Origin of the sequence: Chryseobacterium limigenitum (genome assembly GCF_900114875.1) — a bacterium.
GTDB classification, from domain to species: Bacteria; Bacteroidota; Bacteroidia; order Flavobacteriales; family Weeksellaceae; genus Chryseobacterium; species Chryseobacterium limigenitum.
Map to the genome: position 1 here is coordinate 306203 of NZ_FPKW01000001.1, position 25953 is coordinate 332155.

Below are 25953 nucleotides of genomic sequence, written 5' to 3' on the forward strand. Positions count from 1 at the left end.
AAGCAAAATTTTCTGTTCTGATTTCATTTCTAATTGATTATTCATTTTTCAATTGTAAAGCTCGCTGTAAAAACGACTGAGCAGCAATTTTTTCTTCTGCTTCATTAATCGCTTTCAGTAAATGATTCTCATTATCAGATATATCTCCCAATACTTTTGAAATAAGCTCCCAAACCGGCTTCATTTTTTCTATTAATTCAAGGCCTTTTGGAGCTAATTCGATCAAGCGTTTACGTTCATCCGATTTATCTTTTTTAGATGCAATCATTTTCTGTTTTTCAAGCTCTTTCAAAAGACTGATGGTTGAGGGGTGGGTGTACCCTATTTCATTAGCAATTTCTACGACGCTGAGTATTTTTTTATGATGTAATGTAAAGATTACAGGAAACCATTTTGGCTCAAAATCGATCCCGAATTCTTTATAAACTAAGGCTCCATCTTTACGTAACTGCTCACTAAGACGTTGTAATCTTGTTGATAGGGCAAGAGTGCCGGCTTCATTGATAACGTTCATAAGTTGGATTTTAGATCAAGAAAACAAAATACATTATCGGCATTCATCACAGGGAATTTAGAAGGAAGTAATTCCTTATCAATGATAGTAAAGTGATTTCTTTCGTAAAAACGCAATGCTGCCTTTAATATCGATATGGTTCCCAAATAGACTTCATCTATTCCGTTTTCGCGACAGTATGAAATTAACTTTTCTAATAGTTTTTGGGCAATATTATGCTCCTTTCCTCTGAACTCTTTTTTCACAAACATCTTTCTGATCGCGGCAGCTTTTTCATCAAACTTTACCAAAGCTATTGTTCCAACCAGTTCGCCATTGATAAAAGCTCCCCAAAAGCTTCCGCCGTTGGCAAAGTAAAAATCATCTATCCGCATAAGATCCGGCTGATCATCTATTGTTATAGGAACATTAAATTCTTTTTGCTGAATATTCAGAACCAAATCTATAATCGATTTTGAATAGGTATTGTTTACAAGGCTGATTTCTAACATTGCATTTAATTTATGTACAAAACTACGTAGTTAACTACATATATGCAAATAAAATTAACTGATAACAATCTAAATAACTGTAAATTAATGATATATATGTTGCATAAAAAAAACGCATGCTAAAGTTAATTAACATGCGTTTTACTTTTTATGATTAAATGACTACTGCCATCCGCCTCCTAGAGCCTTATAAAGGTCTATTCCGGCTTTCATTTTACTGTATTCTGCGTTTGAGATATTTAATTCTGCGTTTAATGAATTTACGCTGGCATTCAATACTTCAAGATAGTTGGCCATACCGTAGTTCACCAATTCCTGAGAATAATCTACAGATTTTTTATAAGCTCCCAATTCTTTTTCTTTTAATTCAATGAAAGAATCCTGAACAGAGAAAACTCTTATCGCATCAGAAACTTCTTTTCCGGCTGTAAGAACAGTCTTTCTGAAGTTTAAATATGCCGTTTCCTTATTGGCTAAACTTACTTCATAGTTGGTTTTGATCGTTCTCTTATTTAAAATAGGTTGAACTAGACCTCCAACTACACTCGCAAATAATGAATTCACACTGAATAAATGATCAATATCCAAAGACTGAATCCCTCCGCTTCCTGTAATTTTCAAGGTAGGATAAAACTGAGCTTTTGCAGAATTTGTTAATTCAAAAGCATTCATCAGACTGTATTCTGCTCTCATTACGTCCGGACGGTTTGCCAATAATTGAGCAGGATATCCTAATTTTAAATCGATTGGTATTTTTTGCGCTTCCAACGTTGATCTTTCGATCGTGTGAGACGGTTCTCCCATTAATAAACTCATCGTATTCTCTAATAACTGGATCTGAGTATCAATATCAATCAATAAAGATTGTGCATTGAAAACAAGCGCTTCACTTTGCTGAACGGCAACTTCTGTAACGGTTCCTGATATTTTTAAAGCTTTAGTTGTTTCTAAATTTTTCTGACGAACGGCAATCGTTTCCGTAATAATCTTTTTCTGAGAATCATACGTCAACAACTGATAATATGCAGAAGCAACAGACGCTACCAAGTCGCTTTTTACGGCTTTATGAGCTGCAACAGTTCCTAAATAAGTTGCTAATTGAGCTTTCTCCTGAGATTTTAATTTACCCCAAATATCAGCTTCCCAACCAACACTTGCCGTAATGTCAATTTGGTTGATGTATCTTCTGTCTCCAAATAACTGCCCCGTTTGGGTATTCAAAGACTGAGTCTGGAAAGAATAGCCCGGGCCAATACTTATTGTCGGTTCATACGCGGCTTTACTTTGCTTTAAATAAGCCTCCGCAGAAGTAATGCTCTGTAAGGCGATTCTTATATCTAAATTATTTTCTAAAGCTTTAGAAATATGTCCTTGAAGTATCGGATCGGTGAAAATTTCTTTCCAGGAAACATTCGCGATATTGGTACTGTCTGTAGGAAGCATATCTGTACGGAAAAGCTTTTCGTCTACAACACTTTTCGGTCTTTCATATTCTTTTCTCGCCATACAAGATGAAACGGCTGCAAGAATTGCGACTGAAAAAGTTATTCCTTTTATGATGTTTAATAAACTCTTCATTTTTTGTAATTAGGGATTAGGAATTAGGAGTTAGGGATCAGGAGTTAGATTTAAACTACCTCCTATAAATCCTAATCCCTAAATCCTATTAAACTTTATTCTGCTAAATTGATTTCTTCTCTTTTAATTGGCTTCACTTTTTCTTGTAGCGTTTGGAAAATCACATACAAAACAGGAATTACGAAAAGTCCTAAAATTGTACCGATCAACAATCCAATCGCGGCACCTGTTGCAATAGATCTGTTACCTACTGCTCCGATTCCGCTAGCTAAAACCAATGGTAACAGACCGAAGATAAAGGCGAATGAGGTCATCAAAATTGGTCTTAATCTCGCTTTTGCAGCATTAATCGCAGACATTACAATCGTTTCACCGTGATGCCTTCTCTGAACGGCAAATTCGATGATCAGGATGGCATTTTTCGCGAGTAATCCAACCAACATAATCAAGGCGATCTGGAAATAAATATTGTTTTCCAAGCCCATGATTTTTTGACCAAAATAAGCTCCCATTACCCCAAGAGGAAGAGAAATTACCACGACCAACGGAAGAATATAACTTTCATACTGAGCAGAAAGAATGAAGTAAACGAAAATTAAACTTAAACCAAAGATCAGTAATGTCTGAGATCCTGAATTTAATTCTTCTCTTGTTAAGCCCGTGAACTCTACATCGTAATTTTGATTTAAAGTTTCCTTCGCTACATCCTGAACTGCCGTAATCGCATCTCCGGAACTGAATCCTGCAGAGTTGGCTCCAGTAATTTTAACAGAAGTAAACAAGTTATATCTGCTCACAGATTGTGGACCGTATGCTTTTTTCAGCGTTACAAACTGAGAGATTGGCGACATTACTCCGGAAGACGTTCTTACATACAATTCATTTAAGTTATTGATGTTTTGTCTGTTTTCAGGAAGTGCCTGAACCATTACTCTGAACTGTTTTCCGTATTTCGTAAAGTCAGCGGTGTAAACTCCTCCGATATATCCTTGCATTGTACTTAAAATTGTACTTACAGAAACACCAACCTGCTTGGCCAAAGGAACATTAATGTCCATTTGATACTGAGGATATTTTGTGTTAAATGATGACTGAGCAAATTCAATCTCGGGTCTTTGCATCAATTTCCCGATAAATTCGTTTGTTTTATCATCAAGAGCGGAATAATCTCCACCTGATTTATCCAGCAATACCATTTCAAAACCTGCACTGTTACCAAAGCCTGGTACACTTGGCGGTTGGAAGAATACAACTTTTGCATCCGGAACTTTTCCTGAGATTCCGAATAGTTTTTTAGTAATATCTTCAGAAGTCTGATTGTCTTTTTTTCTTTCGTCAAATGGTTTCAACTTAATGAAAGCAAGACCGTTATTACTTCCGTTTCCAGATAAGAAACCTCTACCTGTAGAAATCGTAACGTTTTGTACTCCCGGAACCTTCATTGCGTTTGCCTGAAGTGTTTTCAAAGTATTGTATGTTCTTTCCATTGAAGCACCCGGTGGAAGCTGAACGTCAGTAAAGATGATCCCTCTGTCTTCTGTTGGTACGAAACCTTTTTTCATCGTAGAATTTGCCCAGAATAAAATACCTCCTGTAACAGCAAAGATGATTAAAGTAACCCATTTATGTCTTAACAAGAACACAAATCCTCTTCCGTAACGATCTGTTGTCGTTTTGAAAGCAATATTAAATTTATAGAAAAACTTCTGTAAAAAGTTTAAATTCTTATATTCTGCATGATGAGCATCGTGAGGTTTTAAGAATAATGAACATAAAACCGGACTCAATGTTAATGCATTAATCGCAGAAATGATGATTGCAATAATTAATGTAATACCGAACTGCTGATAGAAAACTCCGGTCGGACCTGTAATAAACGTTACCGGAACGAATACCGCCGCCATTACCAATGTAATTGAAATAATAGCTCCTGTGATTTCGTCCATCGCTTCAACGGTTGCTTTTTTAGCATCGGAAATACCGTGTTCCATCTTGGCGTGAACGGCCTCGACGACGACAATCGCGTCGTCCACCACAATACCGATCGCCAGAACTAATGCGAACAATGTTAAAAGGTTTAATGAATACCCAAATAAATTCAGGAAGAAGAATGCTCCTACAATAGATACCGGAACTGCAATCGCCGGAATCAACGTAGATCTGAAATCCTGTAAGAAAATATAAACCACGATAAATACCAGGATAAATGCTTCAATTAAGGTATGAACAACCTTTTCAATCGATGCATCCAGGAATTCGTTGGTATCAAAGTTAAATGTATATTTTACCCCTTCAGGAAAGCTTCCTTCTGCTGATTTTAGGTATGTTTTAATATTTTTAATGATCTCCTGAGCATTAGAACCCGGTGTCTGGAAGATCCCCATACTGATCGATGGATTGTTTCCGTTTTCCCCGACTCCTGAATAGGACTGTCCTGCCAATTCAACTTTAGCAACATCTTTCAGCATCAAATTCTGTCCATCAGGAAGCGCTTTAATGATGATATTGTCGTATTGATCTTTTTCGTTGAATTTTCCGACATATTTAATGATATATTCAAAAGAACTTCCACTGTTTTGTCCGATAGAACCAGCCGCAGCTTCTCTACTCTGCTCATTGATCGCAGCCGTAACATCATCCGGAGTTAATCCGTAAGCTGCCATTTTGGAAGGATCCAGCCAAACTCTCATGGAGTAGTTTTTACCTCCGAAAACGTTGGCATCTCCTACTCCGTTAATCCTTTTTAAGTTTGGAATAACGTTGATATTCAGGAAGTTTTGAAGATATACGTCATCTAGATCTTTATTTTCAGAATAGAAAGACATATACATCAAGGCACTTGTCTGCTGTTTCTGTGTAACGACTCCTGAACGCGTAACTTCACTTGGAAGCAACGGTGTTGCTCTGGTCACACGGTTCTGTACATTTACCGCAGCAATATCCGGGTCGATTCCTTGTTTAAAAAATACCTGAATCTGCGCTGAACCATCATTTCCTGCACTGGAAGTAATATAGTCCATTCCTTCCACCCCATTGATCTGTTCTTCCAAAGGTACTACAACACTTTTCATTACAGTTTCCGCATTGGCTCCGGTATAGTTTGCTGAAACGCTTACTGTGGGAGGTGCAATATCAGGATACTGTGTGACTGGCAGGGAAATTAATCCCAAAACACCGAGAATCACAATCAAAATTGAGATTACGGTGGATAAAACCGGTCGGTTTATAAAATTTTTAATCATTTTAGAATTTCGGTTTTATAGATTGAACAAGGCTATCCATTTTTATTGGTTTTGGCTTCACGGCAGTTCCTGGTTTTAAACCTCCGATACCTGCAGCGATAATAGTTTCCCCTTTATTTACTCCGGATTTTATCAAAGCCATATTGTCGATTCTGTCGATCACATTAATCACAACATTTCTTGCCGTGTCACCTTTATCAACTTTGTAAACGTAAACGATACCTTGCTGCTCATAAGTTGCGCTTTCCGGAATAACCAATACGTTATCGTAAGATTTTGGAAGTCTGATAGATCCACTGTTTCCATTACTCAATAATTTCTGAGGGTTTGAGAAAGCAACTCTAAACTGAATTGTCCCTGTTGTAGCATCAATTTGTCCTGTAATCGCTTCAATTCTACCCTTTTCAGAATAAATACTTCCGTTTGCCAGCTGTAATTCTACCATTGGAAGATTTTTAATCTTTTCCGGTAATGTAGCTCCCGGAGATTTTTCTAAGAAATCAAAATATTCTTTTTCATTCATTGAGAAATAAGCAAACAGTTCAGAAGTGTCTGAAATTGTTGTTAAAGCTGTTTGATCCGTCGGGCCAACCAAACTCCCCACTTTTAAAGGAAGCTTCCCGATAACGCCAGAAATAGGCGCACGGATAACAGAATAATCGATATTTGCCGCAACTCCTTTGTAATTAGCAACTGCCTGACTTTTAGCAGCTCTTGCCTGCTGTAACTGCGCCTGCGCCTGCGCTAAATTGGCCTGAGCCGTCTGCAGCTGAACATTGCTGATGATATTTTTCTGAACAAGTGGTTTTAATTTGTTCACTTCCACATTGGCAGCACTTACGGCAGCCTGAGCCGCCGCAATATTTGATTCTGCAGCACCAATTCCAGCTTTGGAAGCAGCAGCATTTTCTGTCAAAATATTGGTTTCAAGACGAAATAAAGGCTGTCCCTTTGTAACATATTGCCCTTCATCCACTAAAACCTGAGTGATATATCCCTGTATTTTCGCACGTACATCATTATTCACCCTACCCTGAATGGTAGCCGGAAATGTCTGATAACCTACGATATTTTTCGCCTCCACATTCACTACAGGATATGGTTTTGCGCCATCCTGTTTTGGGGCTTCTTTTTTGCAGGCAGTGAGTGAGAATGCTGCAATAGAAAGTATAACTAGTTTATTATTCATTTTATAGTTTATTAAGTGATTCCTGAATATTTATTATATTTTTATCTAAAAGAGCTTTATAAGCTTCAATTTTTTCGTCGTAACCATCATCTTTAACTTTTTTGAAATTGTCTAAATCATCTAATAATTTTAATTCGTCCTTCATTTTTTGAACTATTTTTTCAAATCTTATTTTTTTGTACTCATCATTGATGAAAAAATATCGTTTTCGTTCATCCATTTTATTGTGATCTACAATAAGTTGCGAGCTTAGCAGTAAAGAAATACTCGTAGAAACAGAGCTTTTACTTGCAGAAAGCACTTCAACAAACTCGTCAAAAGTAATCCCCATCTTTTCATAATCGAAAAGAAGGTAAGCGTAAATTTTTGAAGCTAACGGTGGTAAATTGAAAACGGTGCCATAGAATTTCACAGCATCCTGAAAAATTTTTTCGTCAATTTCTATACTCTTATGCATTGTATATAATTTGAAGCAAAATTAGATAATTAGTTCAGAACTAAACGAACAAACTCAATAGAGTTTATAAATGAAGTATCTTTTAAAAATTCAATAAAGATTGATTTAACTTTTGGGTTAAATGATAATCTTCTCAAATGCCTTTCTCATTCCGCCTGCAAGAAAAACCTCTCCACAATAAGAATATCCTTGCTTTTCAAGGATTTTCAGCATGGCAATATTATCGTAATTCGTGTCTACTTTTACACTTTGTACGCCATTTTCTTTGGTAAAACGTTCAATATGATCGAAAAGTTTTTTCGCTAATCCCTGTCCGGCAAACTTTTCATGAACAGCTACTCTGTGAACAACAACAAATTCTCCGTCGCTCAACCAAGCTCCTTCAATCGTGCTGTACGCTGGTTCATCATTAAAAATCAGCGCCACATAAACGGCAATTTCTCCGTCTACCGTTAAAACATATCCGAAGTTTTTTGCAATATCACTTTCTACAGTGTCAAGATTGGGATACCCGTTTTGCCATTGTGTGCTTCCGTCTATTCTTCTTCTTTCAATCGCTTGTTGGATAATTTCCCAGATTAGATCTCTGTCTTCAATTACGGCTTTCCTTAGTTTAATTTCTTGCGTCATGTTTATTATAGTATTGAAAATTGAAATATTTTAAAAGTCTAATTTATCTCCTGATCTTAGCTGAAAAGCTCATGAAAACTACATCTATTGATCGTTTTTGAGAGCAGAAGTTAAATACTAAACATACATTTTTGTGAAAATAATTATTTAATCCCTGACTATCAGATAATTTAATTAAATAAATTAATTAAATTTTGTTTAAATAAGAGTTTATAGAAACTATTTTTGAAATTGATCTGATACTTTCTTTAAACGCAAAGATCGCAAAGTTTTTTTCTGACTACTAATTGTTTTTAAGGTTCGCAAAGACGTTTCGCTCAGCAAAGTTCGCAACAAATTACGAGTTACAAATAATCATAAATACTTATATCTGTATTCAAAAAAGGGATAAAAAAAACCGAAAATTAATGTTAATCAATTTTCGGTTCGAAGTAGTAAAATTTAAAATTATGAAATTGTTTTTTTATTGGTTTTCACTTTGTTGAAGATAAGCATCTATAATTTCAAATGCTTTGCTCTCCTGTTCCAAATCTACCATAATTTTTAACGATGTTGCCGTTGGCGTCGTTGTAAAAGTCAGATAACTGTTTTCAACTGCATTTGTAATTTGTGCATCATCCAATTTAGATTTGATTAACTGTATTTCTGAAGGTTTATCACTTTCAAAAACAGATACTCTCGTACTTCTTTCCATGTTCTATATCGTTTGAGTATCTAAATGTACAATGTTTTTTTTAAAATTACAAATATTCAGTTTTAAATTTTTTTAATATTATTTTCGATTTTGTCTAGTGCCAATTGAATTTCTTCCTTCGTTACATTTAAGTGCGGTCTGAATCGAACTGACTGACCTCCACACGATAAGATGATCAAACCGTCATTAAAAAGTTCATTAATTAAATGATTCCTGTCTTCTGACGTTGGCAAATCTATCGCACACATTAGACCTCTTCCTCTGGCATTTGAAATTTTCTCGGGATATTTTTGAGCCAGATTTTTTAATCCATCCAATAGATAATCACCCACGATTCTTGCGTTTTCAACAAGGTTTTCCTGCTCGATAACTTCCATCACCAATTGGAAACGAAGCATGTCTATAAAGTTACCTCCAAAAGTGGAGTTAATTCTTGAACTTTCTCTGAAAACGTTGTTCGGAACCTGATCAAATTTCTCTTTATTTGCTAAAACTCCACAAACCTGCGCTTTTTTACCAAAAGAAATAATATCCGGTTTTGCAGTGAAATGTTGGAAAGCCCACATTTTTCCTGTAATTGCGATACCTGTCTGAACTTCATCATAAATCAACAGGATTTCATTTTGATCACAGATTTTTCTTAAACCTAATAAAAACTCATCTCTAAAATGGTTGTCACCACCTTCAGCCTGAATCGGTTCAATAATGATACAAGCCACTTTATCAGGATTCATTAAAATTGCTTCTTCAATATTTAATAAAGCCAATCTTTCATTCTTGATCGTTTCTTCTAAATTCTCCTCAGTGATTGGAAAAGATAATTTTGGATTTAAGATTCTTGGCCAATCGAACATTGGGAAATATTGATATTTTCTTGGATCAGAAGTATTGGTTAAGCTCAATGTATAACCACTTCTTCCGTGAAATGCCTGCTTGAAATGGATACAAATTCCGGCTTCCGTTTGAAGTCCTTTTTCAAAATTCTTACGGGTTTTCCAGTCGAAACATGCTTTCATAGCATTTTCAACGCCTAAAGTTCCGCCTTCAATAAAGAAAGCATATTGCAACTCTTCAGGAATAACCACTCTTTCAAAAACTTCTAAAAAGTGAGCATATTCCTCAGAATAAACGTCTGCCAAAGTGGGTTTGTTAACGGCCATTTTCCCTAACCAAGCCGATCTTTCAAGAAGGTAAGGGTGATTGTAACCGATGGAAGCTGATGCAAACATCGAAAACATATCTAAATATTCTCTGTCAGAAAGCTTGTCATACAGCCATGATCCGTGAGATCTTTCGATATCCATCACGAAATCAAAACCGTCTGCCAAAACGTGCTTTCCTACTGTTTCTTTTACTTTATTTGCCTGTATATCTATTGTGTGTTCCATATTTTTTTAAATTTAGTGATTAAGGAATTCAGAGATTTAGAAATTAGTGACTGATAATTTCTGAATATCTAAATCTCTTAAATTTTTTAATTGTTTTAACTTAAATTAAAACTTTTACAAATCGAATTTAATTCCTTGTGCTAAAGGAAGTTCTGCAGTGTAATTTATAGTATTGGTTTGTCTTCTCATATAGTATTTCCAAACATCAGAACCGGATTCTCTACCACCCCCTGTTTCTTTTTCACCACCGAAAGCACCACCAATTTCAGCACCGGAAGTTCCGATATTTACGTTGGCAATTCCACAGTCTGAACCTGCATGAGAAAGGAATAATTCTGCTTCTCTCAAATTTTGAGTCATGATCGCAGAAGATAAACCTTGAGGAACATCATTCTGGATAGCAATTGCTTCATCCAGCGTTTTGTATTTAATTAAATATAAAATCGGGGCAAAAGTTTCGTGCTGAACGATTTCGAAAGAATTTTTTACTTCAGCGATACATGGTTTTACATAGCATCCTGATTCGTAATCTTTTCCTTCCAATACTCCACCTTCAACGATGAATTTTCCACCTTCTTTTTTACATTTTTTGATTGATTCTTCGTACTGATTTACTGCATCAACATCGATAAGCGGCCCAACGTGATTATTTTCATCCAATGGATTTCCGATTTTTAACTGGCCGTAAGCTTTCACTAATCTTTTCTTCACTTCATCATATACATCTTCGTGAATAATCAGTCTTCTAGTGCTTGTGCATCTTTGTCCGGCTGTGCCTACAGCTCCAAAAACAGCTCCGATGATCGACATATCGATATCTGCATCTTTAGATATAATGATGGCGTTATTTCCACCTAATTCAAGGATAGATTTCCCGAATCTTTCTGCCACTTTAGAAGAAACCATTCTTCCGACTCTTGTAGAACCTGTGAAAGAAACCAGAGAAACTCTTTTGTCTTCCACTAATTTTTGTCCGATCTCATGATCAGAAACCAATAGACTTGAAACTCCTTCTGAAATATTGTTTTCTTTAAGAACTTCAGCCATAATATTCTGACAGGCTATCGCACAGAAAGGTGTTTTTTCTGATGGCTTCCAGATGGTAACGTTCCCACAAATCCAAGATAAAGCTGTGTTCCAAGCCCAAACTGCTACCGGAAAGTTGAAAGCGGTGATGATCCCGACAATTCCAAGCGGGTGATATTGCTCGTACATTCTGTGACCAGGTCTTTCAGAATGCATCGTATACCCGTGAAGCTGTCTTGATAAACCAACTGCAAAGTCGCAGATATCAATCATTTCCTGAACTTCACCTAGGCCTTCCTGCAAAGATTTCCCCATTTCATAAGAAACAAGTTTCCCCAGATCATCTTTATATTCTCTTAGTTTTAATCCTAATTGTCTTACTAATTCTCCTCTTCTTGGAGCAGGAATCATTCTGAATTCCAAAAATGCCTTTTGAGCAGATTCTATTACTTTATCATAATCACTTTCTCCGGAAGTTTTTATCTTGCCAATCAATCTTCCATCAGCAGGAGAATAGCTTTCAATTGTTTTGCCTGAAGCAAAGTATTTTCCACCTATGGAAGTTCCTTTATTATCATCTTTAATACCTAGATTTTTGAGTGTTTTTTCGATCCCGAAATCTTTGACTTTTTTAGACATAAATATTACTTTTCGTTTCCTCTAAAGATAAAAATATTATGCGAATACCAAAAAATTATTTTTTTTAGCAACTTTTTATTTGGACTAATTATAAACATACTTATCTTTGTAGGGTAATCATTTGAATTTCAGAAATGGAAAATAATAAAACGGTAAACCAGCCACCTGAAGATAAGAAAAATTCCAAATGGAAGCAGTTGCTTAAAAAATTTGGGATTGGCGGGATTATTTTCTTTACGGTAAAAGGAATCATTACTTCTACTCTTATCTATTTTCTTGGAAAGAATTTCTGGAGCATTATCAGCGGTTACTTTACAGGGATATTTGATTAATTAATTGATATATTGAATATAAAAAAGCAGGGAACTATTTCTCTGCTTTTCTTTTTTGTTCTTGAAGGCGATTATTTTTATTCTTTTTTCTTTCTTCCCGATTCCACCAGTTTTTGATGTAGCAAATACTCAATCTGTCCGTTTACACTTCTGAATTCATCACCTGCCCATTTTTCCAGAAGTTTGTACGTAGACTCATCTATCCTTATGACGAAAGATTTTTTGCTTTTGTTTTCGGTAGAATTTTGAGCTTTTTCTGATTTCATTTTCTTTTGTTTTCTAATGCTTTTTTAACGCAAAAAGTGTAAAGTTTTTCTTTGAATTACTTTATGTTTTTAAGTTAATTATACAAAGTTCCGGCATTCAAAATAGGCTGTGCTGCTTTTTCGCCACAAAGAACAACCATTAAATTACTTACCATTGCTGCTTTTCTTTCATCATCCAATTCAACGATATTTCCTTCTGAAAGCTTTTTTAATGCTAAATCTACCATTCCGACAGCTCCTTCCACGATTTTAGTTCTTGCCGCTACAATTGCTGTTGCCTGCTGTCTTTGAAGCATTGCTCCTGCGATCTCAGATGCATAAGCCAAGTGTGAAATTCTGGCTTCCTGAATAACGATTCCTGCCTTTGAAAGTCGATCTGTTAATTCTTGCTCCAAAATAGAATTGATCTTGTCTCCACCTTCTCTTAAAGTGATCGGTGCATGATCATCTTCTAAATTATCATAAGGAAAACTCATCGCCAAATGACGTACCGCTGCCTCACTCTGCATCTTCACGAAATCTGAATAACGCTCAACATCAAAAGCTGCTTTATACGTATCTCCAACCTGCCAAACCATTACTACGGCAATCTCAATTGGATTCCCCATTTTATCGTTTACTTTCAAAGTCTGTCCCTGTAAGTTTTCTGAACGAAGCGACATTTTCTGCGAAGAGTATAAAGGATTAATGAAAAACAATCCGTTGTCTTTTACTGTTCCAACATACTTTCCGAAGAAATTCAACACTCTTGAATGGTTGGGTTGAATAATCATTAAGCCTTTAATAAAGAAGAAAAAAGCAACAAAACAGACTCCTGCCAACACAATGTTTGCAATATTTTCACTGCCTGCTCCTGTTATAAAGAAAAATACAGAGGCAATAAATAAGACTAAACAAATTACCAAAGCAAGATAACCTGACATTGGTTTTAAAACTTTTTCCATAATTGTTAATTTTAAAGTGATATTATTTTGATATCATAAAGATATGAAGGAGTTTTGAATTTTGAGTTATAAATGATAAGTTTTTTTAACGTGGAAATTTTATTTTTTATTTAAAAATTTCTTTTGTCTTGAAACAAAAGAAACAAAAGAAACAAAAGTTCAGTTTCCTTATGTCGTTTCAAAGTATATCACAAGAAAAATCCCGAAAATTACTTTCCGGGATTTAATTTAATATGATTTTAAAATCTATTTTTTATTTAAAGCTTTAAACTTAACGTAAGAAACGGCTGATAAAATAATCATCGATGCAAGTCCGATGTAAACCCAAGCCGGAACCGGAACAGGATCTCCCGCTGCGTAAGAGTGAAGTCCGCTTAAGTAATAATTTACTCCAAAATACGTCATTACCATTGAACAGAAAGCAAACATTGTTGCTACATTAAATGCCCATTTGCTTCTTAATCCTGGAACCAATCTCATGTGTAAAACAAAAGCATATACCATGATTGAGATGAAAGCCCAAGTTTCTTTAGGATCCCAGCTCCAGTATCTGCCCCAAGATTCATTCGCCCAGATTCCTCCTAAGAAGTTACCTACTGTTAATGCAAATAAACCGATGGTAAGAGACATTTCAGATACGATCACTAATTCTTTTAATGTTGTATCATGATGAATTTTGTATGTTTCTTTACTGGAAATAATATAAAATACTAAATTGATTACCGCAATAATCATTGACAGGGCAAAGAAACCATAACTTGAAACAATAATCGCAACGTGAACGATCAACCAGTATGATTTCAATACAGGTACTAATGGCGTGATCTGTGGGTCAAGCGCTGAACCTCCGTGAGCAAATCCCATCATAATTACTGCCACCATAAATCCTGCTGCAGGAATTAATGCATTTGAGTTTCTGTACAACGCTAAACCAGCTGAAATTCCAACCCAGGAAATAAAGATAATCGCTTCATAACCGTTACTCCAAGGTGCGTGACCTGAAATATACCATCTTGCAACCAATCCTAAGAAGTGGAAAATATACCCGAATATTCCTATTACGATAATTACTTTAATGATTTTGTTTAAAAGCTTATTAGGCTTAAATAATTCAACAAAACCTAAAAGCAATAATAATCCTCCAATAATCGTATAGAAAATTAATAATTTGAAGTTGATATTCACTTTATTCATGAATACTTCCAAATCAACTTTAGATTTTGAAGGAACTACACTTTTCCCCCATTTTTGCTGATAATCTGAAAGCTTTGCCAATTCTGCATCCGCTTTGCTCCAATTTCCTGTATTTTGAGCCTGAAGAACTTCTGCAAAATAAGGTCCCATTACTTGTTGAGATTCCATATCCGGTTCAAATTTCTGATCTAACCAAGAATGCCAAGTGTGATTTGCATCATTTTTCACAGGAACAATTCTCATAAACTGACCACTGAAGAACTCGTTAAAAATCTGAACTCTTTCGTTTACTTTAATAATCTGCTTGTCATATTCAGTTTGTTCTGATGCTTTCTTACGAAATGCCGTGTTATAATCAGCATCTAAAATATACGTTAAATTTCCATTGGCATCCGCTGGGAAAAGATTCATCAAAGAAGTATATCCATCTTCATTGGCTTTTGTTTTTTCTAAAAGCGCTTTTCCACCTTTTGAATCTACTTTAATCATCGGAACCATCGTCCAACTCGGAGTGTCAGTATTAATTGACATAAACCATTGATTAGCCGTTAAAGACTTTCCGTCTGTCCCTCTGAATGCATCTTTTTGGTAAAGCTTTCTTAAAATATCTAAAGCCTGAGTATTGATCGGAACAATTCTTCCTTCAATATTCTGCACCAATAAATATCCGAATTTATCGGCATGCTCTGCACTGATTTTGTTTCTGGCAATAATTTCATCTGGCGAAACCATTTTCATTTTTGTAAATGGCTGTGCACCTTGTGGCTGAACCGTTTCAGACACAGGATTGTGGTTATGACCGTCACCTTCTACGTGAACGTGTTCTCTGCTTCCGTCTGTTGTTCCGTGAGTTTCAATTTTTTGAGCATTTAAGCCTAAACTTAAGAACAATAGCACAACCATTGCTGCTCTTTTCTTGTTAACGTCTTTCAGCATTTTATTTAATTTCCAGAAGTGAGTTCCTTTCCAGAAGAAAATAACAAACATTCCAGAAAATAATAATGTGTATCCTATATAAGAGATTAAAGTTCCCCAGAAATCGTGGTTTACAGAAAGAACAGTACCCATTCTGTCCGGATCAAAACTTGACTGGAAGAAACGGTAGCCTCCGTGATTCAGAACATGATTCATATAGATTTTATAAGGAGTTTGTTTTCCTTCGTCAATAATTTTAATGTGACTTTCGTAAGCACTCGGAGATGAACTTCCTGGGTATGTTTCCATTACGAAATCATCTAATTTAAGCGCGAAAGGCGTATTGTAAACTTTAGGACCGAAACCTACCATAATATTTAAACCATCCATTGTTACTTGCTTGTAAGCATTTGGATTTCCTCTTTCTACAGAAAGTTCTACCAATTGTTTTGTCTTTGGCCCTTGAAGTTCTACCGTCAAAACATCGGGAATATTGGCATCTTTCTTTCTGTCACCTTCAATAGAAAGTAGTTTTCCCTTTTTAAGACCTTCCGGTACAACTAATTTAAGTTCATTAATGCTATATAAACTTCTCAAAGCTAAAGGCTGGAATTCATTTTTCGTTGTATTTCCTGTAGCCTGAGTTGCCATCGTCATATATGTAGCATCAACAGGAGTTTTAATGAATATTTTTCCTCCTTCAGTTTTAAACTCTACAGCGCCTTCAATTGCTCTGTTGAATGTTACCAAAGTACCATTGATAGACTTCGTTTCACCCGGTTTAATGAAGATATTCTGTCTTCCTGTTTTTCCCGTTGATACCAAATGTAGATATTCGGCACCGCCTGGATCAGCAACCAAGCTGTCTTTTTTTCTTTGAACGTAATCCTTTGTTACCACTTTAATTTCCTTTCCGTGGAAATCGTAAGTCGCGTTGAAATCTTTGTGCAAAGGAGACATAAGATAAGGAACATCTTGATAATTAAGAACATCGCCTTTTTCTTCAATCTGAATTTTAAAGAAATTTTTGTCGGTTACAATTTCGTTTGAAGTTTCACCTTCTCTGATGTGCATTGTTCCTTCAAAGCTGATGTATCTGGTAACGGCGCCCCCGACGAAAATGAAAATGAACGCAAGGTGAAATACCAGAACAGGCCATTTTTCTCTTTTCCAAAGTCTGTATCTGCCGATATTTCCTATGAAGTTTAAAATAAGCAGAACCATGATCAGTTCAAACCATTTTGCTTCATAAATTAACGCTTTTGCTGTTGGAGTTCCGTAATCGTTTTCTAAAAACGTGGCATATGCCATCGAAAATGCGAATACCAGTAACAGCACAGCCATTGTTCTGGTTGAGATAAGAATATCTTGGAGCTTCTTCATGATTTTTTTTACTTGACATGCAAAAATAAGCATGATAAACTATAAAGAGGATAAAAAAAACTGTTTTTTGTCACTTTGACGCCGATATTCGCTATTTTGAAACATTCTTAATAAGCAAAAACAAATTGAAGAAAATTTAAAATTGAAAACTCTGAGAATGTGAATATAAAATAGCTATTCCTGCGATTGAGTTTATCTATTTCCTAACATTGTTTTCTTTCTGATTTTACTTAGAAATTCATGGGAAATCCCCAAGTAAGATGCAACTTGCTGTTGGGTTAACCGTTGTTCGAGTGTAGGATATTTTTCTAGAAATTCCAGGTAGCGCTTATCTGCAGTTTTATTCATTAAAGATAAAATGCGTCTTTGTAATGCCACCGAAGATTGCTGATTCATAATTCTGAAAAGTTTTTCAACCTGCGGCATCGTTTCGTAAAGAAGTTCTTTTTCTTTTTTTGAGATCATTAAAACTTCACTGTCTTCCAATGCTTCAATATTTAAAGTGCTTGGAACATTGTTGATTAAGCTGTCAAGATCTGTAATCCACCAACTTTCGACTGCAAAATATAGGGTTTGCTCAAATCCGTCTTCTGTTAAAAAATATACTTTGAAGCAACCATTCACAACAAAGCCTTCAAAAAGGCAATAATCTCCTTCTCTCAAAACGGTTTCTTTTTTTTGAAATTTTTTAAGTTGAAAAGGCTCAGAAAAACGTTGAAATTCGTCTTCCGAGAGTGAAATGTGACGACTGATATTTTTATAAAGTAATTCGAACATTATGAATGTTTAAAGCAAAATAAAGATACCAATAATTATTAACATCTTTATTTATAATTGATTTGAATGATTCTATTTTCCTTTTAGTAAATCGGAAGTCGTAATAACTCCAGCATAAAGATTTCCTAATGTTGAAATCCCGGCTAAGAATGATCTCTGGATTTCTTCTGCCTTTACAATTTTTCCAAATAACTCTCTGTCTCTGGTTGCTGTTGCATCACTGATAATTGTATTATTGAATCCTAAATCAAAAGCCGCTCTTGTAGTAGATTCTACACAAACATCCGTCATCATACCTGTAATGACAAGATTTTTGATTCCTTTTGATTGTAAATATTCCAAAAGTTCTGTATCTCTGAAACTGTTTGGGTAATGTTTTACAATTACTTTTTCATCATTTTTCGGTTCAACTATAGAATTAATTTCTGCTCCTTTTGTATTCGGTAAAAAGAAATCTGCTCCTTTGTTGGTTGCAATATGCCTGATGTTGATTACCGGAAGATTGTTTTTTCTAAAATACTCTAAAACCTGCTGTGTTTTTTTACCGGCTTCGTCTGCTCCTGCCAAAGTCATTTTTCCTCCTTTGAAATAATCGTTTTGAACATCAATGATTAATAATGCTGTATTTTCCATGTTTCTTTTTTTCTGTGCGTTAATTTTAATTAATGAAATGAAGATCAAACAGATGGTCACCGTGATTTTAAATAAATTTTTCATAATTTCTATTGTTTAATTATTATGATGCAAAATTACAGAGCCTTCAATTCAAAAAAATTGAACTAGTTCAAAAAAGCATTTTATACCATTTTTATTTAAATGAAATTAATTTATTACTTCAATGGTTTTAAATTTTAAAGTAGCTTCCTTTTAAAAGTGAAGTTTATTATAAAAAAATTAACATAAATTACAGTTCTATTTTGGTTAAAAAAAATTCATTAGTATTGAAAAAACACTAAATTTGCCCACACTGATATTATGGACAAAAAGACACAAAAACAACAAGCGGAATCGCCTGAAAAAGGCAAAATCTTATCTAAGCCACGTATTTTCATCGGGCTTACTTTTATACTTTTTTCTGTAGTGCTTGTTTTCTCGTTCATTTCTTATTTAATGAATTGGAAAGCAGATCAAAGCCAGGCAGGAACAATGCTCGATAAGAGTATAAAATCATCAAATATTTTTGGGAAACTGGGCGATTGGCTCGGTAATCTCTTTATTTTTGAAAGTATAGGCGTTGCCTCTTTTATTATAGCGTTTCTTTTCACGGTGACAGGTACAATGATCCTTAAAAAGAAGATCTTTAAACCCTGGATGACCTTCGGACACTCTTTATTCTTCATTTGCTGGCTTCCTGTTTTGTTTGGAGCGATCACCAAAGGACAAGGTGTTTTAAGCGGAGTTTATGGTTATCAGATCATGGATTCTTTGAATGCAATTATTGGAAGCGTTGGTCTTTGGACGGTTTTGGTTGCCAGTATTGCCTTGTATTTTATTCTCGAATTTAATCTTCGTCCAAGCTCGATGAAAGCCAAATTGGATAAAATCAATGAAAATACGATCGGAAAGGTAAAATCAATGATGCCAAATTCTGAGGAAAACTTTGAAGCTGATGAAGAATTGGAAGAAGAAATCAAAGAAACATCTTCTCATGTTTCGGTAACGGATACAACGCAGAAAATAAAAGTTGAAGAACCTGTGAGTGTTCCGAAAGGATTTCCTGAGGTTCCTGTTTCAACAAATTTAGAAACGATCACAACTCCAAATCATACTTCATTTGAAGAAGATAAAAATGATTTTTCACAATCATCTGTCAGTTTAAATCTGAATACAAAACCGGCTGTTCCGGTTTCAACTCCGGAAGAAGCGTTTGATATTAATCCTCCAAAACCAGTTGTTAGAGATGAGATAAAATTCAATGTAGAAGTTGCTCCGGTAATTGATATTCTGGATGAATCTGACAGAAAATCTAAAGATCTTGTTGACAAGCATGGACTTTACGATCACAAATTAGATCTGGCGAATTTCCAAATGCCTCCTGTTGAACTTTTAACAGATTATGGTAATGAAGAAATTTCTATTAATAAAGAAGAACTAGAAGAAAATAAAAATAAGATTGTTGGACTTTTAAAGAATTTCAACGTTGGAATTTCTGAAATTAAAGCGACGATCGGGCCAACCGTAACATTATACGAAATTGTACCGGAAGCCGGAATCAGAGTTTCTGCGATCAAAAAACTTCAGGATGATATTGCCTTGAATCTTTCAGCATTGGGAATTAGAATTATCGCTCCAATGCCTGGAAAAGGAACAATCGGAATTGAAGTTCCGAGAAAAAATCCTACGATGGTTTCTATGCGTTCCGTGATTGCTTCGCATAAATTCCAAAATACGGATATGGATTTACCGGTTGTGTTTGGAAAAACAATTTCGAACGAAGTCTTCATGGCCGATCTGTCAAAAATGCCTCACTTGCTGATGGCAGGTGCAACGGGTCAGGGTAAATCAGTTGGGATTAATGCAATCCTTACTTCCCTACTCTACAAGAAACACCCGAGCGAATTGAAATTCGTAATGGTGGATCCTAAAAAAGTGGAACTTTCTCTATATTCAAAAATTGAAAGACATTATTTGGCAAAACTTCCGGATACGGATGATGCCATTATCACAGATACCAATAAAGTAATCAATACGCTGAATTCTCTTTGTGTAGAGATGGATCAACGATACGATTTGCTTAAAAATGCGTTCTGTAAAAACTTAAAGGAATACAATAAAAAATTCACTGAAAGAAAATTAAACCCTGAAAACGGTCACCGTTATTTACCATACATCGTTTTGGTTGTCGATGAGTTTGCAGATTTAATTATGACTGCCGGAAAAGAAGTTGAATTACCAATCGCAAGATTGGCACAGCTGGCAAGAGCAGTAGGAATTCACTTAATTGTAGCAACACAAAGACCTTCTGTAAACGTAATTACAGGTATGATTAAGGCTAACTTCCCTGCCAGAGCGGCATTTAGAGTAATCTCAAGTGTGGATTCAAGAACTATTCTGGATTCTCCGGGAGCAGATCAGTTGATTGGTAAAGGAGATATGCTTTATTTTAACGGAAATGAAATCTTAAGACTTCAATGTGCTTTTGTAGATACTCCGGAAGTAGAAAGACTGGCAGAATTCATCGGTGAACAAAAGGGGTATGCTTCTGCATTTCTTCTTCCTGAATATGTTTCAGAAGAAGCTACGAGTAATGTAGGTTCTTTTGATCCGAATGAAAAAGATGCTTTATTTGAAGATGCTGCGAGAATTATTGTTTCTACTCAACAAGGGTCAACGTCAATGCTTCAGAGACAATTGAAATTAGGATACAACAGAGCGGGAAGAATTATGGATCAGTTGGAAGCAAGCGGTATTGTAGGAGGTTTCAATGGAGCAAAAGCTAGAGAAGTGATTATCAGTGATCTTCATTCTTTGGAACAGTTTTTGGAAGATTTGCGTAGATAGAAAGGGAAAACGTCGTTTGACTATACCTTTTGAAGTTGGGAATGTTTAAGAGTATAAAATTAAAAAAATGAAAAACGGTATTTCAAAAATAATATTAGGAGGATTTGTAGTGGGAGCAGTTGGATTTACCAATGCACAAAAAATTGATGCTAAGGCTAAAAAAATATTAGACGACATCACCGCAAATTATAAATCTAAAAAGAACACTTATTTTAAATTTTCTTTCGGAAGCGGTGTAAACGGAGCTGTTGGAAAAACAGAACCGGGAATTTATTATGCTGCAGGAGATAAATATAAATTGAAGATCATGGATACAGAACAGATCTTCGACGGTAGCAAAATCTACAACATCAATACAGAAGACATGGAAGTAACTGTTGCAAAACCAAACGCAAGCAGCACCATGTTCTCCCCTATCAATTACCTTTCTACCTACAGAAATGATTATAATGTAACGTATGATGGCAAGAAAAATGTAAACGGAGTAAACGCAGATTTCATTAAATTAACTCCGGTAAAAGCAAACGGATTAAAATATGTCTACATTTTCGTAGATTCTGCTAAAAAACAAATGGTAAAACTAGAACAGCACGGAAATAATAAAGACGTTGCCGTAATTGCCATTAAAGAGTATAAAGAAAATCAGGATCTTGATGCCAATATGTTTGTATTTGATAAGAATAAATACAAAAATTACATTATCACAGAACTATAAAAAAGGAAAATAGCGAAATCGGAGAACCGCATCAGAATCAATTATTCAAAAGCAAATTTGCTGTTTTACGATTTCGCGTTTTTACTTAATGATAAAAAAATAATAAAATATAGAGTCACAAAGAAAACTTTGTGGCTTTTTCATTAATTTTGGCGCATGTTAAAAATACTAGACCGATATATCATAAAAACCTTCTTTGGACCGTTTTTCTTTATATTCAGCGTATTGTTTTTCATATTTATTGTAAACATTATCTGGGTTCAGTTGGGGCAGTTTATGGGAAAAGGATTAAGCTACTGGCAAATCCTTAAATTGCTGTTCTACCTTGGAGTGAGTGTAATAAGTATGGTTTTACCGCTTACGATCCTCTTGGCGAGTATCATGTCTTTCGGTGAATTTGGAGAACGGTACGAGCTTGCTGCAATGAAGGCCGCCGGAATTTCTCTAACCCGAGTAATGATGCCTCTTTTGGGAGTTTCCACGGCACTGGCGATCATGCTGTTTTTCTTTTCGAATAACATCATTCCGGATTTCCAGAGAAAGGCCAAAAATATGCTTTTTAATATTGCTCAGACAAAACCTGCACTGAACTTTACGCCCGGACAGTTTATCGATCAGCTTCCCGGATATATGGTGAAGTTTGATAAAATTTACGGGGATAACGGTGAAAATATTGAAGGGGTTTTCGTTCACAGAAAAGCAAGTACATATGAAAACCAGCAATCGATTGTAGCAGAAAAAGGGAAATTTGTTCCTGCAGCCAATAAGAACTATTTAAAATTGGTTCTTTACAACGGATATATTTTTGAAGATAATTTTGGAAGAAAAGGTGATAATGTAAGGTTAAAACAACCTGATCAGGCAATTAAATTTGATACTTTAACATCGCATTTCGACATCAGTGACATTATTAATAAAGCTATCGAGGAAGAGCAGATTACGGATGATTACCGTTTCCAGACCTTCAATCAGCTTAATAAAACGATTGACAAAAGTAAGAAGGATAATGAAAGATTCTTTACTTCGGCAAGTAATGATGCGTTAAGTCAGGCCAATTCTGTGATAACGTATATGGATCAGAATAAATCTAAAGCGATTCCAAAAGCTCAAATTAAATTAGACACCGTAAAAAGTGACAAAAAACTGGATATGATCTACAATGCTCATAACAGATTGGATAATTTAAAGACGACTTTAGATACAAAAAATAACGATATCAACCCGAATGTAAAATATTTTAGTAAGGTTGTTATTTATCAGCAAAGAATTGTGACTTATTCTTTCACCTGTATTATTTTCTTTTTAATTGGAGCAAGTTTAGGTTCAATCATCAGAAAAGGAGGAATGGGGCTTCCGGTAATCATTGCGATTGTAATTTTTATCATATTTTATGTCATTAATGTTGGGGTTGAAAACATAGCCTGGGCAGGAAAAATGAACCCTTATCTGGCTGCCTGGCTTCCTAATATCATTCTCTTCCCTTTTGGAGTTTGGATGACTTATAAAGCACTTACCGACTCTCAATTGTTTGATGCTGAGAAATATAAAGTGCTATTTAAACCGATCACAAAACTATTCTCTAAGAATAAAGAGCATAAAAGATATCAATAGTTTTAATTAAGATTAAAGCATTTAAAAATTAAAAGATTCAGAGTTTTCTGGATCTTTTTTTGTGGCTGATTGTTAATTTTTTTAGCCTAAATATTTATTTAAATTTAAAAAATTATCTTTACGGAAATTAATTAAAATTGTATGAAGAAATTATTACTAATTGGCATATTTGGACTTTTCTCTCTGAATGTTTATGCTCAGGAAGAAACTACAACTTATAATGGTGAAAAATACGGATATATCATTGATAAATCCGGAAAGAAAGTTGAAGGTGTTGTGCATTTAAATGGAGGTTATTCTAGTCCGTGGCAGAATCAGTTAAAAGTAAAATTTGCTGCTGTTGCTGACATCGATAAAGTGAAAAACAAGATCAAATTTAAAACTTATGAGGCCGATGACATCAAAGAATATATGTTGTATGAAGGTGATACTCCAAGGGTTTTTCAATCTATAAAATATACCAATACAAGAGAAGCACTTAACAGTTCCGAAAGCTCAACAGGTTTAGGAGCAGGGTTTAAAGCATTAAATAACCTTACAAGAACTTCACAGTTTGCAGAAGTTGTGACAGAAGGAAAGATCAGAGTTTATAAAATGTATGGTTATCCAACATCAATTTCAGCAAACAGTTCACAAGCGATCACGAGACAGGAAACGGAAAGACTAATGAATAATCCTGATTATGTTTACTCAAAAAAAGGAGGAAAAGTTGAAGATTTTACGCCTGCAAAAGTAAAAATTGCCATTGCTGACTGTCCTTTCACAAAAGCAAAAGCTGCAAAAGGCGAATATGGGTCTTTAAAAAATGAAGAAAAGCAAAGATCCGGACTTGGAAAATTTATCAGAGATGAGATCAAAAATGCAACCGTAGACAAATTATCTATCGTGAACGAAGTGATCTACGATTACAACGAAAACTGTAAATAATCTACTATTCTCATAAATAAAAAGAGGCTCCAAAACAATTGAAGCCTCTTTTTTATTTTCAAAAACTGAAAATTATACTTTCATAATTTCAGCTTCTTTCACTTTAAGATGGTCGTCGCAAGCCTTTACGTGCTTGTCTGTAAGAGCCTGGATATCTTCTTCCACTCCTTTTATAATGTCCTCAGAAACACCTTCCAATCTTTTAAGTTCTTTCAAACCGTTTTGTCTTGCGTTTCTTACAACGATTTTTGTATCTTCAGTTTCTGCTTTAGCCTGTTTTGCCAAATCTCTTCTTCTTTCCTCCGTTAAAGGCGGTACATTAAGGATAATGTTTTCCCCGTTGTTAGAAGGTGCAAAACCTAAGTTAGAGTTGATAATAGCTTTTTCTATCGCGCCAATTGCAGTTCTATCCCAAGGTTGAATAGAGATAGTCATAGCATCAGGAACAGAAACGTTTGCAACTTGGTTAATAGGAGTCGGAGCTCCGTAATATTCTACCATAACATCCTGAACCATAGATGTAGATGCACGTCCTGCTCTAATTCTTTGAAATGCATGATCCAAATGCTTAATAGCTGCCTCCATGTCTTGTTTTACAGTTTCTACTATAAGATCTAATTCTTCCATTATATATCTAAAATTTGAATAGTTACACATTTTTTTTATGAGTAATGGGTAATGAGTGAAATTTTTAATGCCTAAATCTTAAAAATAATTTAAATTTTTAAATCAAAACTCTCACCTGATTCCTAAATCCTATTACCTTAACCCTTTCCTATAAATTAACTAAAGTTCCAACATTTTCTCCTTCTACAATCTTCACTAAATTACCTTCTTTGTTCATATCAAATACGATGATCGGCAATTTATTTTCGTGACTTAAAGTGAAGGCGGTCATATCCATTACTTTAAGATTTTTTTCAAAAACTTCATCAAAAGATAAAGAATTATATTTTACAGCATCTGCATTTTTTTCAGGATCACTGTCGTAGATACCGTCTACTCTGGTTCCTTTTAAGATAACATCAGCTCCGATCTCGATTGCTCTTAGCGTTGCAGCCGTATCGGTTGTAAAATAAGGATTTCCCGTTCCAGCACCGAAGATCACTACTCTACCTTTCTCAAGATGTCTCACAGCGCGTCTTTTGATAAAAGGTTCGGCTACTTTATCCATTTCGATAGCAGATTGAAGTCTAGTCTTGATTCCAGCATCTTCCAAAGCACCTTGCAGAGCCATTCCGTTGATGACAGTAGCAAGCATTCCCATATAATCTCCCTGCACCCTGTCCATTCCTTTTGCAGCACCGGCTACTCCACGGAAAATATTTCCTCCTCCAATTACAATGGCAATTTCACAGCCTCTTTCCACTACTTTTTTGATCTCCACGGCATATTCCTGTAGTCTTTCAGTGTCAATACCATATTGTCTGTTCCCCATTAAGGCTTCACCACTAAGTTTTAGAAGGATTCTTTTATATTTCATCTTTAATTTTTAATAACTTTTTTACGAAGGGATAGCTCCCTGAAATTTGACTTTGCA

Annotated in this window: 22 protein-coding genes; 5 read left to right on the top strand and 17 right to left on the bottom strand. The window is 35.1% G+C overall.

The window, feature by feature from the left end; genetic code table 11:
- Positions 1–37: 37 nt before the first annotated feature.
- The 10 genes from BT156_RS01505 to amaB all read right to left on the bottom strand — a co-directional run bounded on the left by BT156_RS01505 (position 38) and on the right by amaB (position 11848).
- Complete coding sequence (locus BT156_RS01505) at positions 38–514, bottom strand: MarR family winged helix-turn-helix transcriptional regulator (protein WP_072406512.1); 477 nt, start codon at positions 512–514, stop codon at positions 38–40.
- On the bottom strand, positions 511–1005 hold the full coding sequence (locus BT156_RS01510; RefSeq protein ID WP_072406514.1) for a GNAT family N-acetyltransferase: 495 nt from the start codon (positions 1003–1005) through the stop codon (positions 511–513). Before BT156_RS01510 ends, BT156_RS01505 begins: the two co-directional genes overlap by 4 nt.
- A gap of 162 nt (positions 1006–1167) precedes the next feature.
- On the bottom strand, positions 1168–2583 hold the full coding sequence (locus BT156_RS01515) for a TolC family protein (protein WP_072406516.1): 1416 nt from the start codon (positions 2581–2583) through the stop codon (positions 1168–1170).
- Between the two features lie 95 nt (positions 2584–2678).
- Positions 2679–5825, bottom strand: coding sequence for an efflux RND transporter permease subunit (locus tag BT156_RS01520; RefSeq protein WP_072406518.1), 3147 nt, complete (start codon positions 5823–5825; stop codon positions 2679–2681).
- A gap of 1 nt (position 5826) precedes the next feature.
- Positions 5827–7014: an efflux RND transporter periplasmic adaptor subunit gene (locus BT156_RS01525; protein ID WP_072406520.1), complete on the bottom strand. Its 1188-nt coding sequence runs from the start codon at positions 7012–7014 to the stop codon at positions 5827–5829.
- Between the two features lies 1 nt (position 7015).
- The gene (locus tag BT156_RS01530) at positions 7016–7471 is read right to left on the bottom strand and encodes a transcriptional regulator (protein WP_072406522.1); all 456 of its coding nucleotides are present in this window, start codon (positions 7469–7471) and stop codon (positions 7016–7018) included.
- 117 nt (positions 7472–7588) lie between these two features.
- Positions 7589–8101 carry a GNAT family N-acetyltransferase gene (locus BT156_RS01535; protein WP_072406524.1) on the bottom strand — a complete coding sequence of 171 codons (513 nt, stop codon included), beginning with the start codon at positions 8099–8101 and terminating at the stop codon, positions 7589–7591.
- 463 nt (positions 8102–8564) lie between these two features.
- Positions 8565–8795, bottom strand: a complete 231-nt coding sequence (locus BT156_RS01540; RefSeq protein WP_072406526.1) for a DUF2007 domain-containing protein — start codon at positions 8793–8795, stop codon at positions 8565–8567.
- Positions 8796–8857: 62 nt separating this feature from the next.
- On the bottom strand, positions 8858–10183 hold the full coding sequence (lat, locus tag BT156_RS01545) for an L-lysine 6-transaminase (RefSeq protein WP_072406528.1): 1326 nt from the start codon (positions 10181–10183) through the stop codon (positions 8858–8860).
- Between the two features lie 114 nt (positions 10184–10297).
- A complete protein-coding gene (gene amaB, locus BT156_RS01550; protein WP_072406530.1) occupies positions 10298–11848 on the bottom strand; it encodes an L-piperidine-6-carboxylate dehydrogenase in 1551 nt (516 codons plus the stop codon).
- Between the two features lie 134 nt (positions 11849–11982).
- Between amaB and BT156_RS01555 the strand changes: the two genes are divergently transcribed.
- Positions 11983–12180 (top strand): hypothetical protein, encoded by a 198-nt coding sequence (locus BT156_RS01555; protein WP_072406532.1) that lies wholly within the window; start codon positions 11983–11985, stop codon positions 12178–12180.
- A gap of 77 nt (positions 12181–12257) precedes the next feature.
- Here BT156_RS01555 and BT156_RS01560 read toward each other — a convergent pair whose 3' ends face one another.
- The 5 genes from BT156_RS01560 to BT156_RS01580 form a co-directional block, all read right to left on the bottom strand.
- Positions 12258–12446 (bottom strand): type II toxin-antitoxin system antitoxin, encoded by a 189-nt coding sequence (locus BT156_RS01560; protein WP_054508887.1) that lies wholly within the window; start codon positions 12444–12446, stop codon positions 12258–12260.
- Between the two features lie 74 nt (positions 12447–12520).
- Entirely contained in the window at positions 12521–13390 is an 870-nt protein-coding gene (locus BT156_RS01565; protein WP_072406534.1) for an SPFH domain-containing protein, read from the bottom strand.
- Positions 13391–13636: 246 nt separating this feature from the next.
- The gene (gene ccsA, locus BT156_RS01570; protein WP_072406536.1) at positions 13637–16882 is read right to left on the bottom strand and encodes a cytochrome c biogenesis protein CcsA; all 3246 of its coding nucleotides are present in this window, start codon (positions 16880–16882) and stop codon (positions 13637–13639) included.
- 192 nt (positions 16883–17074) lie between these two features.
- A complete protein-coding gene (locus BT156_RS01575; protein ID WP_072406538.1) occupies positions 17075–17659 on the bottom strand; it encodes a Crp/Fnr family transcriptional regulator in 585 nt (194 codons plus the stop codon).
- Positions 17660–17731: 72 nt separating this feature from the next.
- Positions 17732–18376 (bottom strand): cysteine hydrolase family protein, encoded by a 645-nt coding sequence (locus BT156_RS01580; RefSeq protein WP_083582264.1) that lies wholly within the window; start codon positions 18374–18376, stop codon positions 17732–17734.
- Positions 18377–18634: 258 nt separating this feature from the next.
- Here BT156_RS01580 and BT156_RS01585 point away from each other — a divergent pair, with 258 nt between their 5' ends.
- From BT156_RS01585 to BT156_RS01600, 4 genes are all read left to right on the top strand, one after another.
- Positions 18635–21160: a DNA translocase FtsK gene (locus BT156_RS01585; protein WP_072406540.1), complete on the top strand. Its 2526-nt coding sequence runs from the start codon at positions 18635–18637 to the stop codon at positions 21158–21160.
- A 67-nt stretch (positions 21161–21227) separates the two neighbouring features.
- Entirely contained in the window at positions 21228–21875 is a 648-nt protein-coding gene (locus tag BT156_RS01590; protein WP_072406542.1) for an outer membrane lipoprotein periplasmic chaperone LolA1, read from the top strand.
- Positions 21876–22031: 156 nt separating this feature from the next.
- A complete protein-coding gene (locus BT156_RS01595; protein ID WP_072406544.1) occupies positions 22032–23486 on the top strand; it encodes an LptF/LptG family permease in 1455 nt (484 codons plus the stop codon).
- Between the two features lie 141 nt (positions 23487–23627).
- On the top strand, positions 23628–24413 hold the full coding sequence (locus BT156_RS01600; RefSeq protein WP_072406546.1) for a hypothetical protein: 786 nt from the start codon (positions 23628–23630) through the stop codon (positions 24411–24413).
- Between the two features lie 72 nt (positions 24414–24485).
- Here BT156_RS01600 and frr read toward each other — a convergent pair whose 3' ends face one another.
- Together frr and pyrH are read right to left on the bottom strand one after the other, a co-directional pair.
- A complete protein-coding gene (gene frr / locus BT156_RS01605; protein ID WP_072406548.1) occupies positions 24486–25040 on the bottom strand; it encodes a ribosome recycling factor in 555 nt (184 codons plus the stop codon).
- Between the two features lie 148 nt (positions 25041–25188).
- Complete coding sequence (gene pyrH, locus BT156_RS01610) at positions 25189–25896, bottom strand: UMP kinase (RefSeq protein ID WP_054508875.1); 708 nt, start codon at positions 25894–25896, stop codon at positions 25189–25191.
- Between the last annotated feature and the right edge of the window lie 57 nt (positions 25897–25953).

What these genes read in the sequence shown, in the direction of transcription:
- BT156_RS01525 (WP_072406520.1), bottom strand. Translation starts at nt 7,014, where the DNA reads ATGAATAATAAACTAGTTATACTTTCTATTGCAGCATTCTCACTCACT.
- BT156_RS01560 (WP_054508887.1), bottom strand. Translation starts at nt 12,446, where the DNA reads ATGAAATCAGAAAAAGCTCAAAATTCTACCGAAAACAAAAGCAAAAAA.
- BT156_RS01520 (WP_072406518.1), bottom strand. Translation starts at nt 5,825, where the DNA reads ATGATTAAAAATTTTATAAACCGACCGGTTTTATCCACCGTAATCTCA.
- BT156_RS01505 (WP_072406512.1), bottom strand. Translation starts at nt 514, where the DNA reads ATGAACGTTATCAATGAAGCCGGCACTCTTGCCCTATCAACAAGATTA.
- BT156_RS01600 (WP_072406546.1), top strand. Translation starts at nt 23,628, where the DNA reads ATGAAGAAATTATTACTAATTGGCATATTTGGACTTTTCTCTCTGAAT.
- BT156_RS01515 (WP_072406516.1), bottom strand. Translation starts at nt 2,583, where the DNA reads ATGAAGAGTTTATTAAACATCATAAAAGGAATAACTTTTTCAGTCGCA.
- BT156_RS01585 (WP_072406540.1), top strand. Translation starts at nt 18,635, where the DNA reads ATGGACAAAAAGACACAAAAACAACAAGCGGAATCGCCTGAAAAAGGC.
- lat (WP_072406528.1), bottom strand. Translation starts at nt 10,183, where the DNA reads ATGGAACACACAATAGATATACAGGCAAATAAAGTAAAAGAAACAGTA.
- BT156_RS01565 (WP_072406534.1), bottom strand. Translation starts at nt 13,390, where the DNA reads ATGGAAAAAGTTTTAAAACCAATGTCAGGTTATCTTGCTTTGGTAATT.
- frr (WP_072406548.1), bottom strand. Translation starts at nt 25,040, where the DNA reads ATGGAAGAATTAGATCTTATAGTAGAAACTGTAAAACAAGACATGGAG.
- BT156_RS01555 (WP_072406532.1), top strand. Translation starts at nt 11,983, where the DNA reads ATGGAAAATAATAAAACGGTAAACCAGCCACCTGAAGATAAGAAAAAT.
- BT156_RS01580 (WP_083582264.1), bottom strand. Translation starts at nt 18,376, where the DNA reads ATGAAAAATTTATTTAAAATCACGGTGACCATCTGTTTGATCTTCATT.
- BT156_RS01510 (WP_072406514.1), bottom strand. Translation starts at nt 1,005, where the DNA reads ATGTTAGAAATCAGCCTTGTAAACAATACCTATTCAAAATCGATTATA.
- BT156_RS01575 (WP_072406538.1), bottom strand. Translation starts at nt 17,659, where the DNA reads ATGTTCGAATTACTTTATAAAAATATCAGTCGTCACATTTCACTCTCG.
- BT156_RS01535 (WP_072406524.1), bottom strand. Translation starts at nt 8,101, where the DNA reads ATGACGCAAGAAATTAAACTAAGGAAAGCCGTAATTGAAGACAGAGAT.
- amaB (WP_072406530.1), bottom strand. Translation starts at nt 11,848, where the DNA reads ATGTCTAAAAAAGTCAAAGATTTCGGGATCGAAAAAACACTCAAAAAT.
- BT156_RS01590 (WP_072406542.1), top strand. Translation starts at nt 21,228, where the DNA reads ATGAAAAACGGTATTTCAAAAATAATATTAGGAGGATTTGTAGTGGGA.
- BT156_RS01530 (WP_072406522.1), bottom strand. Translation starts at nt 7,471, where the DNA reads ATGCATAAGAGTATAGAAATTGACGAAAAAATTTTTCAGGATGCTGTG.
- ccsA (WP_072406536.1), bottom strand. Translation starts at nt 16,882, where the DNA reads ATGAAGAAGCTCCAAGATATTCTTATCTCAACCAGAACAATGGCTGTG.
- pyrH (WP_054508875.1), bottom strand. Translation starts at nt 25,896, where the DNA reads ATGAAATATAAAAGAATCCTTCTAAAACTTAGTGGTGAAGCCTTAATG.
- BT156_RS01540 (WP_072406526.1), bottom strand. Translation starts at nt 8,795, where the DNA reads ATGGAAAGAAGTACGAGAGTATCTGTTTTTGAAAGTGATAAACCTTCA.
- BT156_RS01595 (WP_072406544.1), top strand. Translation starts at nt 22,032, where the DNA reads ATGTTAAAAATACTAGACCGATATATCATAAAAACCTTCTTTGGACCG.